The following is a 12145-nucleotide window of genomic DNA, read 5'->3' as shown; positions in this document are numbered from 1 at the left end:
CAAAAAAAGAAAGGACTTCCGCGGCTCCCATGGCAGTCGCGGAAGCAGCATACCAAAACACTCGGTTCATCTCCTCTGTCGGCGCTGGGGCGGAAGAGGTGGGAGCCGACGCGGACATGCATGCCGAGCGGCCCCCAAGGCCTGCATCGGGGGGCACCGCGAAACGGCGCAGCGAATTTTCGCCGCGCTTGCGTAGATCAAGGGCCAAGGCATTTCCGATTCCCTGCGGGTCGGAGATGTTCTGGAGAAAGGCAAGAAGCCAGAATGGGAACTTCAGATACCATGCAGCCAGGATTCCTCTCGATTCGTTCATTGACCAAGCGCTACGAGACAATCGTCGCCGTGGATAATCTCAATCTCGAGATTCCCAAGGGCGAACTGGTTGCCTTCCTCGGTCCTTCCGGCTGCGGCAAGTCGACGTCGTTGCGCATGATTGCAGGCCTCTCTCCTGTCTCCTCGGGGTCTATCCTGATCGACGGCAAGGACGTGACGAAACTTGCGCCTTATAAGCGTGATATTGGCCTCGTTTTCCAGAGCTACGCGCTCTTCCCCCACATGACGGTCCTCAAGAATGTCATGTTCGGTCTTGAAATGCGCAAAGTGCCTGCTGCCGAGGCGGAACGCCGTGCCCGTGAGGCCATTGCCATGGTGCGTCTGGAAGGGCGCGAGGACCGTCGCCCCGCCCAGCTTTCCGGAGGCCAGCAGCAGCGCGTCGCACTGGCGCGCGCCCTCGTCATCCAGCCGTCCATTCTCTTGTTTGACGAACCTCTTTCCAATCTCGACGCAAAGCTGCGCGACGAGATGCGCGCCGAGATTCGCCGTATCCAGAAACAGCTTGGCATCACTTCCATCTTCGTCACGCATGATCAGGTCGAGGCGCTCAGCATGTGCGACAAGGTCGCTGTGCTCAATGGCGGGCACCTGGAACAGCTTGGCACGCCGCACGATCTCTATGAGCGCCCTGCCACTGCATTCGTCGCCTCCTTCGTCGGTCGCACCAACAGGCTGGTCGGCAACGCCGCCGGTGACCGCATCACGGTTGGCGACGCGGTGCTGCGAGCGCCCGGTGCGCACAGCGGTAAGATCGACCTGATGGTACGGCCGCATCGCATGGCCATGACTGTCGCTGGCGACGCCGTCCCCGATTTCGACGGAGCGCCCGTCAATCGCATCGCCGGCGAAGTCCGCGATGTCTATTATGCCGGCGACATCCTCCACTACGAGATCGCCGCTGGTGGGCAGACCCTGTCCGTGGAACGCGCGACCTCCGGCGGTGAAACGCCGGTCGCGGCAGGCAGCGCGGTCAGTCTCGTCTGGCGCGTGGAGGATACTCTGGTCTTCGGAGCAAACCGATGACGGCGGCGGTCATGATCACGGCGCCCGGTGGCCGTACCTCTTCCATCGTGTTTCTCGCAACTCTTCTTCTTGGACCCATCATTGCGGTCAACGGTCTGGCCTTCGTGTTGCCCGTCTTCAACCTGCTGCTGCTTTCCTTCCGCGAAAGCCTCGGTGGCGGCGGTCTTGGGGAAGCCCATACGCTCGACAACTGGTCGTCGACACTGACCGACGGTTTTTATATCGAGCTGATTGGTCAGAGCATTCTGACCAGCCTTATGATCACCGTTCTCACGCTGCTCGCCTCCTATCCCATCGCCCTCTACCTTCACCGGGCGCAGGGTCGCTGGAAAACGCTTTTGTTGGTGCTGGTCATTTCACCGCTGCTCACCTCGGCGGTGGTGCGCACTTATGGCTGGATCGCAATCCTGGCGGATGACGGCCTCATCAACAACATCCTCTTCGCACTGGGTGCGCAAGGCGGGGTGCGTCTGCTGTTCAACAAGATCGGCGTCGTCATCGGGCTTACCGAAATCCTGATGCCCTATATGATCCTGGCGCTCCTCGCTGGCTTCGGCAGGCTTGATCCTCGCGTCGAGGAAGCTGCGGAAACGCTCGGCGCATCGCCCTGGAAAGTGTTCTGGCGGATCATCGTGCCGCTCACCATGCCCGGCGTGGCCCTGGGTTGCCTGCTCTCCTTCGTGCTGGCCGTCAGTTCGTTCATCACTCCCAAGCTACTCGGCGGTGGCCGCGTCTTCCTTCTGGCAACGGAAATCTATGATCAGGCCATCGTGACGCTCAACTGGCCACTCGCCGCTACGCTTTCGATGATCATCCTCGTGATTTTCGGTGCCGCCCTGGTGCTCTATTCCCGGCTTCTGCGGGCCATTCTGTAAAGGAGATCGAAGATGGAAGAACGTCCCGCTCCGCTGGCGCTGAAAATTGTCGCCTTCATCATGTTCCTTTTCCTCCTTGCGCCCGTGGTGCTCGTCGTGCCGATCTCGTTTTCGGCCGACAGCTATATGACCTTCCCACCCTCCGGGTGGAGCCTGCGCTGGTATGTGGATCTCATGCATAATTCCAAGATGATCGGCGCCCTCGGCACCAGCACGCTCCTTGCGGTTATCGTTACCGTGCTGTCCATGCTGATTGCGCTGCCCGCCTCCTATGCCATCGTGCGGATGCGGGTGATTGGCGCGGATACATTGCTCGCCTTCTTCACCGCGCCGCTTCTTCTGCCGACCATCGTTCTGGGCCTTGCGATCCTGATCGTCTTTGCCGGTGCGGGCCTGCTCGGTACATTCACGGGTCTGGTGATCGCGCATCTGATCATCGTGTTGCCCTATGCGCTGCGTGTACTCACCACGTCGCTTGCGGGCCTGCCGCTGATCTACGAGGAGGCCGCCTCCACGCTCGGGGCGTCACCTCTTACCGTCTTTCGCCGCGTCACCATGCCGATGATTGCGCCTGGCATCGTTGCAACGGCAGCGCTTTCCTTTCTCGTCTCGTTCGATGAAGCCGTGATTTCGCTGTTCCTCACCGGTCCGCGCATCACGACGCTTCCCGTTGCCATGTATCAGCATGTCGAAACCCAGGCTGATCCGCTTGTTGCCGCCATCTCCGTTCTTCTGATTGTGCTCACGCTTGCCGTCGTCCTGATCGTGGACCGCACGGTGGGCCTCACGAAGACTTTCGTGAAGTAAGGGGCCGGAAAAATGGCTTATCGACAGATCGCAGCCGGCACGACCTATCGTTTCGACGATCTGAAAACCCTGATGGCAAAGGCGACGCCGGAAAGGTCCGGTGACCAATTGGCCGGGATCGCGGCGGAAGGGCCGGTGGAGAGACTGGCGGCGCAGATGGCGCTGGCCGATCTGCCGCTTTCCACCTTTGTTGCACAGGAATTGATCGCCTCGGACGAGGATGAGATTTCGGCCCTGATCGCGCGCCAGCACGACGCAGTGGCCTTCGCGCCGGTGTCTTCTCTGACGGTTGGCGAATTTCGCGAGTGGCTGCTCAATTCCAAGGTCGGGCACGCGGAACTTGAAGCGGTAAGTTGGGGTCTGACACCGGAAATGGTGGCGGCAGTCTCCAAGATCATGCGTCTGCAGGATCTCGTGACGGTATCGGCCAAACGGGAAGTCGTGACCCGTTTTCGCAACACTATTGGTCTTTCCGGCCGCCTTTCCACCCGCAACCAGCCAAATCATCCGACTGACAGTTCCCGTGGCATCGCCATCTCGGCCATTGACGGGTTGCTGCTGGGGAGCGGCGATGCGGTGATCGGTGTTAACCCGGCCACCAGCGCTGTGACGGACTATATCCGCGTCGTGCAGTTGCTTGACGATCTGCGGCAATGGCTGGACATTCCAACCCAGACCTGCTGCCTTGGCCATGTGACGACGGCTATCAAGGCGATGGAGCGCGCTGCACCCGTCGATCTGGTTTTCCAGTCGATTGCCGGTTCCCAGAAGGCCAATGCGGGCTTCGGCATTGATCTTGCCGTTCTGCGAGAGGCTCATGAGGCTGGTCAGTCGCTGAAGCGCGGAACTATCGGCAGCGACCTCATGTATTTCGAGACGGGGCAGGGGGCTGCCCTGTCGGCCGATGCGCATTTTGGTGTCGATCAGCAAACGATGGAGGCGCGTGCCTATGCCGTGGCGCGCGAATTCTCGCCGCTTCTGGTGAATACCGTCGTCGGCTTCATCGGTCCGGAATATCTCTATAATGGCAAGCAGATCATTCGCGCCGGGCTTGAAGATCATTTCTGCGGAAAGCTGCTTGGCCTGCCGATGGGTGTCGACGTCTGCTACACCAACCACGCCGATGCCGACCAGGAAGACATGGACGTGCTGCTGACCATGCTGTGCGCCGCTGATGTGAACTTCGTCATTACCGTGCCAAGCTCGGACGACGTCATGCTGAATTACCAGACGCTTTCCCATCACGATTCAATCTATGCCCGCGAAACGCTGAAGCATCGGCCTGCGCCGGAGTTTGAGGAGTGGCTGGTGAATATGGGCGTCACGGATGCCGCCGGCCATATGATCGAGAACCCTGCGCTGATGAACCGCGGGCTTCGCGAACTTGATTTTCTTGGAAGGGACGCTGCCTGATGCGTGACCGCCGGCCCTCCCTCATCTCCAGCCCGCCGGAACGTCTCAAGGCCCTGCGTGTGGCAACCGATGCACGCGTGGCGCTCGGCCGCACGGGTGCAAGCCCGCCCACGCGCGCGGTACAGACATTTCTGTTGGATCATGCGCAGGCGCGCCAGGCCGTGTGGCGTCCGCTGGACATTGAAAAAATGGAGCGTGACTTGCGCGCTTCGGGTGCGGATGTCGTGCATGTCGCAAGCCGCGCGCAGGACCGTGCGGATTACCTGCGCCGACCCGATCTCGGCCGTGCTCTTTCAAACGAAGGCCGTCTGGCGCTCGACGGGCAGGCCAAGGGAGCCGATGTCGCATTGGTAATCGCCGACGGGCTTTCCGCAACGGCTGTGGAGATGAATGCAGTGCCGTTGGCAACGGCGTTGCTTAATTCACTCGCAAGCAACGGATTGACGGTTGCGCCGCTCACACTTGCCACGCAGGCACGGGTTGCGCTGGCGGATGATGTGGGAGCCCTCCTCGGCGCAAAGGTGGCGGTGATCCTGATTGGCGAGCGGCCGGGCCTTTCGGCAGCCGACAGTCTTGGCGCCTATGTCACCTTCAGGCCGGAGACCGGGCTGCCGGATTCCCGACGCAACTGCATTTCCAATATTCGTGATGGTGGCGTGCCGCCCTTCGAAGCGGCGGGGAAGATCATGACCCTGATCAGCGCCATGTGCCAGCAGGAGACAAGTGGCGTGACGCTGGTTGAATTCGAAAAGCCGCTTACGGCTTTGTCCGACTAGAAACAAAGCAGATCTCATTCATAGCCACGAACCGGCAAGGTGCATCGGCTCGATCCGTTGCGCCTGTTGATTTCGCTTTCGAACCACGAAAATAAAGGCAAGCCCATGGTCCAGAGCCTCTCCACAGCATTCGACGTCGCCGTCATCGGTGCCGGGGTGGTCGGTTGCGCGGTTGCCCGTCGTTTCGCGCTGGCTGGTGCGAGGGTCGTGATCATCGAGAAGGGGTCCGATATTCTTTCCGGGGCATCGAAGGCTAACAGCGCTATCCTCCACACCGGCTTCGATGCGCCCGAAGGCAGTCTGGAACTGGAATTGGTGAAGGCAGGCCGGGCAGAATATCTGTCCCTCCACAGGCAGATGGGCCTTAGCCTCGTTGAAACCGGCGCGTTGGTCTGTGCGTGGAATCCCGACGAGGCGCAAAGCCTGGAGGCGATCGCCGAGCAGGGGCGACGCAACGGCATTGCCGAGCTCGGTCTGCTTACGGCCCGGCAGGCCCGGGAATTCATGCCCGGATTGTCCGACCGTCTTGTCGCAGCACTCGAAGTTCCGGGTGAACATGTCATCGATCCCTGGTCCGCGCCGCTGGGCTATCTTACGCAAGCGGTGGCGCTTGGCGCGCAGCTGGTGCGCAACGCCGAAGTCTTGTCCGGTGCGTTTGATGGCGCGTGGCAGATAGAGACGACGGCGGGTCCGATTCTTGCGGCGAGCGTTGTCAATGCGGCCGGATTGTTCGGCGATATCGTCGATGCGCGGCTGGGGCTTGTCCCAGACTTCACCATCAAGCCTCGCAAGGGACAATTCGTCGTTCTCGACAAGGCCGCCCGCCGACACGTGCCGCGCATCGTCCTGCCCGTTCCCACCGAAATCACCAAGGGCATCGTTGTGTGTCCAACCGCCTTCGGCAACGTTCTCATCGGCCCGACGGCGGAAGAACAGGATGACCGCGAGCGTGCGACGGTAGAAACGGCGGCGCTGGAAGCGCTGCTGACGCGCGGCAGGGAGATCGTTCCGGCACTGGCCTCCATTCCCGTGACCGCTATCTATGCCGGCTTGCGCCCGGCCTCCGAGAAGAAACATTACCGGATTTCCGCACGGCCGGACCTGCGCGCGATCACGCTTGGCGGCGTGCGATCCACCGGTCTCAGTGCGGCACTTGGTCTGGCGCAGCACGCTCTGGCGCTTCACGAAAGTTTCGGCACGCGCTTCATGCCCCCGCCCGCAGTGCCTCATGTGACGATGCCGAACCTGAGCGAAACCTTCGAGCGGGACTGGCAGCGCGCCGATCATGGCGAAATCGTCTGCCATTGCGAGCTTGTCACCCGCCGTGAGATCGAGGCGACATTTTCCAGCGCGGTGCCGCCGGGTGATTTCGGAGGTTTGCGGCGGCGCACCCGCGCTGGCATGGGGCGCTGTCAGGGATTTTACTGCAACGCCCGGCTGGCCGCGATGACGGGCGACCGTCTGGCTGTACCGCTTGCGGTCCGTCCGGGAGACGATCGATGAGCTCCCGGAAGCCTTTTCAGCAGACGCAAGAAAACATTCCGGATGCAGATGTAATCGTGGTCGGCGGCGGCCCGGCGGGCGTGGCGGCAGCGCTGGAGCTGAAAGCACGCGGCGTTGCGCGTGTGACGATCCTCGAGCGTGAGCCAGCCCTTGGCGGCGCACCCCGTCATTGCACACATTCGCCTTTCGGCATGCGCGAATTCGGACGCGTTTATTTCGGCCCGGCCTATGCGCGACGTCTGCAGCGGCATGCGCAGGATGCGGGCGTTGATGTCCGCACCGGTCATTCCGTAGTGGAACTCGGACAGGACGGTACGCTGCTGGTTACGTCTGCGCGCGGCGTGGAGACGTTGAAGGCCCGGCGCATTGTGCTGGCGACCGGCGCGCGGGAAAAACCACGCTCAGCACGGCTCCTGCCGGGCGACCGGCCGGTGGGAGTGATCACCACCGGCACGCTGCAATCCTATGTCGCCTTTCACGGCATCATGCCCTTTCGCCGGCCGCTTATCCTTGGTTCGGAACTGGTTTCCTTTTCCGCGCTTCTCACATGCCTGACGCATGGCGCGCGGCCGGTGGCGATGATCGAGCTTGAGCCGGAACCGCTGGCGCGGTCGCTTTTCCGGTGGTTTCCCCGATTGGTCGGAGTGCCCTTTTATTGCCGCGCGACACTTGTGGACATTCGTGGGAGCGGTCGTGTCGAGGAGGCCGACATCCGGCTGGCAGATGGCCGTATCCTCACCGTCAAGTGCGATGGTGTTCTCCTCACCGGGCGGTTCACGCCGGAGGCAACGCTTCTGAACGCATCCCCTGTTGATCTTGCGGCAGGCAGCGATGGACCTACGATCGATCAGGACGGCCGGATGGCCAACCCGATGTTCTTCGCTACGGGGAACGTATTGCGCGCCGTGGAAACGGGTGGCTGGTCGTTTCGCGAAGGCCGCCGCGTGGGTGCTGCCGTTGCCGACGATCTCACCCGCGAACCCTGCAACGCAAAGGCAGTGCGTATCGCTTTCGCCGACCCGCTCAAACTCGCGGTACCCACCATGGTGCGATCGGGGCGGCTCGACCGGCCGGCTTTTCTCGATTTTCAGCTGCGCTTCATCAGACGTGTTCAAGGCAGGCTTTCGCTTCATCTTGATGGAACCGAAGTGTGGAGCAAGTCCGGCCGATGGCTGCCGGAACGCCGTGTGCTTGTGCCCATTCCCCGCGCCGCCGTTGAGGCGACCCAGATTGCCTTTCACTTTCAGGAGACGAATTGATGCGCATAGCGGCGATCGATCAGGGAACGACGTCGACCCGATGCCTTGTGATAAGCGACGGTGGCACGGCGCAACTCGTCTCAAGCCTGCGTCATGCACAGTTCTATCCAAACCCCGGTCATGTGGAGCATGATCCGGAAGAGCTGTTGCGCAACATCCGCGCGGTACTGGCCGATGCCGGACCGGTAGATGCGATCGCGATCGCCAACCAGGGCGAGAGTTGCCTGGCGTGGGATGCCGAGAGTGGGGAAGCGCTTTCGCCGGTCATCGTCTGGCAGGATGCCCGCACCGCCGAAGCCCTGGCCGCTCTGCCCCAATCGGCTGCGGAACGATCGAAAGAGATTTGCGGATTGCCGCTCGATCCCTATTTTTCGGCGAGCAAACTGTCGTGGTTGCTAAGGCACAATCCGGCGGTGGCACGGGCGAGAGCCGAAGGGCGGTTGCGCCTGGGCACCACCGACGCATTCTTTCTGGATCGGCTTGCAAGCTGTTTCCGCACCGACCTTGCAACGGCCTCGCGGACGGGACTGCTTGATCTGGCAACAGGTGCCTGGAGCCCGGAACTCTGCGCTCTTCATGGGGTGCCGCTGGATTGCCTGCCCGCAATCGGTCCTGTTAATGGCGGCTTCGGTTCCATCGAGGGAACGCCCATTCGCGTTTCCATCGTCGATCAGCAGGCGGCGCTTTATGGGCACGGTTGCCGCAAACCGGGCGATTGTAAGATAACCTTCGGCACGGGCGCCTTCCTGTTGGCCATCGCTGGTCACGAACGCCCGTTGGCGGGGAGCTTCTGCCCACCATTGGCTGGCAGAAGCAAGGCGGCGCAGCCATTTTCGCCATAGAAGGCGGGGTTTATGACGCCGGTGCCGCGCTGGAATGGGCGCGAAAGATCGGCCTGTATGTTGACAATACTGAACTTGACGGTTTTGAGGGTTCATCGGCCGTTCGTCGTGGCCTGGTGTTCGTGCCTGCATTTTCGGGCCTTGCCGCGCCATATTGGGATAGACAGGCCGTACCGCTTTTCATCGGCATGGACCACGCAACGGCGCGGAGTGACATGGTGCGCGCCCTGCTTGAGGGCATTGCCTTGCTGACGGTTCGGTTGATCGAAGCCGCGCAGACTTTCGTTCCCATCGGCGACACGATTTCGATAGATGGCGGCCTGTCGAACAGTCGCTATTTCGCCCGTTTCCTGGCCGCTGCCAGTGGTCGGACCATCTGCGTTCCGGCCATGCGCGAGTTGACGGCGCTTGGTCTCGCCGAACTGTGCGATATCGATGTCACCGCCATGCGAAAAGATGCCGAGATATTCAAACCCGACGGATCGGTCGAAGAAGCGGATCACGCTCGCTTTGCACGCGCCATAGGCAACGCAAGGAGCTGGTCGGCGGTTGATGTCCACTTGGAATAGCCGGTTCATCGGCAATATTGGTGTGATCCACAACGGCCGCCCGCTCTAGCGGCGGCTTAGTGGCTGAGCGTGTTGGTCCTGCAACCCAAAACCTCAACGCGCGGCGCGGCTTAAATTACCAAATCTTTAGTTGTGTACCAGTTCGCCAATACCTAGCTTTATGGCGAGGCTGCATCCGTTTTGGATATGAGCAAGGAACCGGTAAGCCCGTTTCGTGTTGTTATCCAGGAACAGAGCCTTGGTTCAAGGTCGAGATACCCCGTCATGACTGTTCAGGACTGCAATTCGCGCCACTTTCGCCTGCCTCATCAGCGTAACCGAGACATTTCATGATGCGCACCGGACTGGATTTTGCACCGGGCGCGCCTGGCATAGAAGCGCGCTGGACGTCGAGCGCCAAAAACGGGGTCGGCACTGCGCTGTCGGAAGCATCGCCTATCTGGTTCACGCTCAGCCACGGCATTCTGAACGAGGTCTATTATCCGAGGATAGACAGTGCCTGCACCCGCGATCTCGGTTTTGTTGTCACTGGGCCTGAGGGTTACTTTTCGGAAGAAAAACGCGACTGCGTATCCGTCACCCGCCCTTTTAAAAGTGGAATTCCGGCATTTCACATTACCAATACGGCGACGGATGGCTCGTTCAGAATTGAGAAACAGGTGATCAGCGATCCCGCGCGGGCCAGTGTTCTTCAGCAGCTTTCGTTCATTCCCCTGAAGGGACAAATTTCGGATTATCGCGTGACTGCGCTGCTGGCACCTCATCTCGTCAATGCAGGCAATCTTAACTCGGCTTGGATTGGCGACTATGAGGGACATCAGGTCCTCTTCGCGACCGGCCGTTCACGATATCTTGCGCTTATCTGCGATCTGCCCTGGCGGGCAGTCAGCGCCGGTTTCGTGGGTGTTTCCGATGGTTGGCAGCAGTTGCATCGGCACGGACGCATCGTTGAAGAGTACCAGCGAGCCGATGACGGAAATGTCTCGCTGGCAGGTGAGATCGACTTCAGTGATGTCAATGGCGCGGCAACATTGGCGCTCGGCTTTGGCGAGACGGAATATGAAGCGGCGGCGGCGGCCGTTTACAGTCTGAAGCATGGCTTTGAACGGGCGCACGAGGCCTACGTTGCCAACTGGCGCAACTGGCAAGACCGGCTGGAAACGCTCGACCGCGATACGCATCACGGCATCAATTCCTATCGGGTGTCGACAGCAGTGCTCGCCGCACATCGTGCCGCCGACCGGCCGGGCGCTGTTGTTGCAAGCCTGTCGATCCCATGGGGAGCATCGAAGAGCGATGACGATCTCGGTGGTTATCATTTGGTCTGGCCGCGCGATCTGGTGGAAGCGGCCGGCGGATTTTTGGCGGCCGGCGATCACCACGAGGCGCTGGCGATCCTCAATTATCTTCGTCAGGTGCAGCAACCGTCGGGCCGCTGGCCGCAAAATCTCTGGCTGGATGGCAAACCCTATTGGCCGGGCGTACAGATGGATGAATGCGCCTTTCCGATCCTGCTGGCGGATATGCTGCATCGACATGGTCACCTGGATCATGCCACGCGGGCGGATTTTATGCCGATGATCCACCGTGCCGCAGCCTATATTCTGGCAAACGGCCCGACGACCGGGGAGGACAGGTGGGAAGAGGATGCCGGCTACAGTCCCTTCACCCTTGCCGTCGAGATCGCTGCGCTGCTTGCCGCTGCCGACCTTATCGATATGGACGGTGATGCTGCCGAAGCCGTGCATCTACGGGAAACGGCTGATTGCTGGAACGAGCAGATCGAACAATGGACCTTTGCCGGTGACGAGACATTCTGCGCCGCGCTTGGCATTTCCGGCCACTATGTTCGCATCGCTTCGCCTGACGCGACCGACGTAGCTCGACCATTCGGCGATACGCCCATCCGCAACCAGACGCCGGACCGTTCCACGCTGCCGACCAGCGACGTCATCAGCCCCGATGCGCTTGCCCTAGTTCGCTTCGGCCTGCGCGCGCCTGACGATCCGCATATTCTCGCGACGATCAAAGCAATCGACCATTGCCTGCGTGCCGATCTGCCGCAGGGGCCTGTATGGTATAGATATACGGGCGATGGATATGGTGAGCACGCCGATGGAGCAGCGTTCGACGGCACCGGGCAGGGGCGGCCATGGCCGCTTTTGACCGGCGAACGCGCCCACTACGAGCTTGCTGCGGGAAGGCGGGAGGTGGCCGAAGCGCTGCTGGTAACGCTGGAGAAATCGGCCGGTGGGAACGGCCTTTTCCCCGAGCAGATCTGGGACCAGCCCGACATCCCTGAATACGAGCTTTTCTACGGCCAGCCCTCAGGAAGTGCGATGCCGCTGGTCTGGGCGCATGCTGAACATATCAAACTTCTGCGGTCGCTTGCCGATGGTTCCGTTTTCGACATGCCGCCGCAGGGTGTGGAACGCTACATCCTCAACAAGACGCCGTCGCACCTTCGGATCTGGTGTTTCAATAACAAGATTGCCGGGATACCGGCCGGCAAGATGTTGCGCCTCGAACTGACGGATGATGCTGTCGTGCACTGGAGTGCGGATGGCTGGGTGACGACCAGTGACACCAGAACGATTGCTTCCGGCCTTGGCACATATTTCGTCGACTTGCCCGTTCAGGATATGGCGGCGGGCGACGCAATCGTTTTTACTTTCTTTTGGCCAAACACAGGGAATTGGGAAAACCAGGATTTCACCGTTCGCCTCGGCGAATGAAGTACATATC

8 protein-coding genes and 1 pseudogene are annotated in these 12145 nt (G+C 60.9%); all 9 read left to right on the top strand.

From position 1 onward, the window contains the following. The first annotated feature begins 282 nt into the window (after positions 1 to 282). The gene (locus RBH71_RS04260; protein ID WP_019566397.1) at positions 283 to 1356 is read left to right on the top strand and encodes an ABC transporter ATP-binding protein; all 1074 of its coding nucleotides are present in this window, start codon (positions 283 to 285) and stop codon (positions 1354 to 1356) included. Next, positions 1353 to 2231 carry an ABC transporter permease gene (locus RBH71_RS04255; protein WP_003517681.1) on the top strand — a complete coding sequence of 293 codons (879 nt, stop codon included), beginning with the start codon at positions 1353 to 1355 and terminating at the stop codon, positions 2229 to 2231. Before RBH71_RS04260 ends, RBH71_RS04255 begins: the two co-directional genes overlap by 4 nt. Before the next feature lie 12 nt (positions 2232 to 2243). After that, positions 2244 to 3038, top strand: coding sequence for an ABC transporter permease (locus tag RBH71_RS04250; RefSeq protein WP_013761321.1), 795 nt, complete (start codon positions 2244 to 2246; stop codon positions 3036 to 3038). 12 nt (positions 3039 to 3050) lie between these two features. Next, a complete protein-coding gene (locus tag RBH71_RS04245; protein WP_323687159.1) occupies positions 3051 to 4451 on the top strand; it encodes an ethanolamine ammonia-lyase subunit EutB in 1401 nt (466 codons plus the stop codon). After that, complete coding sequence (gene eutC / locus RBH71_RS04240) at positions 4451 to 5227, top strand: ethanolamine ammonia-lyase subunit EutC (RefSeq protein ID WP_111801541.1); 777 nt, start codon at positions 4451 to 4453, stop codon at positions 5225 to 5227. The genes RBH71_RS04245 and eutC overlap by 1 nt, the downstream gene beginning before the upstream one ends. A 105-nt stretch (positions 5228 to 5332) precedes the next feature. Further along, positions 5333 to 6730, top strand: a complete 1398-nt coding sequence (locus tag RBH71_RS04235) for an NAD(P)/FAD-dependent oxidoreductase (protein WP_111801613.1) — start codon at positions 5333 to 5335, stop codon at positions 6728 to 6730. Next, positions 6727 to 7989 (top strand): NAD(P)/FAD-dependent oxidoreductase, encoded by a 1263-nt coding sequence (locus RBH71_RS04230; protein WP_111801542.1) that lies wholly within the window; start codon positions 6727 to 6729, stop codon positions 7987 to 7989. Before RBH71_RS04235 ends, RBH71_RS04230 begins: the two co-directional genes overlap by 4 nt. Continuing rightward, a pseudogene (locus RBH71_RS04225) lies at positions 7989 to 9400 on the top strand (FGGY family carbohydrate kinase). Before RBH71_RS04230 ends, RBH71_RS04225 begins: the two are co-directional and overlap by 1 nt. 329 nt (positions 9401 to 9729) lie before the next feature. Continuing rightward, a complete protein-coding gene (locus RBH71_RS04220; RefSeq protein ID WP_162687023.1) occupies positions 9730 to 12135 on the top strand; it encodes a glucan 1,4-alpha-glucosidase in 2406 nt (801 codons plus the stop codon). The last annotated feature ends 10 nt before the right edge of the window (positions 12136 to 12145 follow it).

Source organism: Rhizobium sp. AN68, assembly GCF_030758035.1.
GTDB lineage: Bacteria > Pseudomonadota > Alphaproteobacteria > Rhizobiales > Rhizobiaceae > Agrobacterium > Agrobacterium tumefaciens.
Note: the sequence above shows the minus strand (reverse complement) of the source record. Positions and strands in the feature narration are given on the sequence as shown.